Source organism: Mesorhizobium sp. L48C026A00 (genome assembly GCF_000502375.1).
In the GTDB taxonomy this organism is placed as follows: Bacteria; Pseudomonadota; Alphaproteobacteria; order Rhizobiales; family Rhizobiaceae; genus Mesorhizobium; species Mesorhizobium muleiense.
In genome coordinates this window covers 1-470 of record NZ_AYWU01000126.1, presented here as the reverse complement: position 1 = coordinate 470, position 470 = coordinate 1, and the positions used below count along the sequence as shown (strand labels likewise).

The 470-nt window shown below is 58.9% G+C and carries 1 protein-coding gene; it reads left to right on the top strand.

Annotated elements, in window-relative coordinates:
• Positions 1 to 136 precede the first annotated feature (136 nt).
• A partial coding sequence (locus X738_RS86725; RefSeq protein WP_210163898.1) for a hypothetical protein occupies positions 137 to 470 on the top strand: 334 nt, incomplete at its 3' end.

Sequence of the window (470 nt, the reverse complement as noted above, 5' to 3'; positions counted from 1 at the left end):
TGACGATTCGTCGCTGGATCAGGATCGCAAGGAGTACGAGAGCAGGGGTGGCCCCTCGGAGTACGAGAGCAGGGTTGGCCCCTCGATCGTGGCTAGAGCACTGGGTCGTCTCAAGACGTTGGCGGGCGGAGCGCCAGTGGTCGACCGCCCTGTCCGGAATCCCTACCCTGCCGACGCCGCGCTCATCAGAGATTACACAGCGGCTCTCATCAAAGAGTACAAAGAAGCGCCTGCGACCGGGCCGAATCGCGGTACCATTCAGGTCTATGGATCTACTCTTATACGTTTCAGTGAATACCTGCATGAAAACAAAAAGCCGGGGATTGCGGATCGGCTTCACGAGGGGTCGCTGGATGAAGATGCCAAGCGCTATGTGAACTCCGGTGGTAACCGGAGGATCAGTGCACTAGCTCATCTCCGGAAGTTCGCACCCGGGCGCGAAATTGCCCTTGCTGCTCGTCGGGAAGACG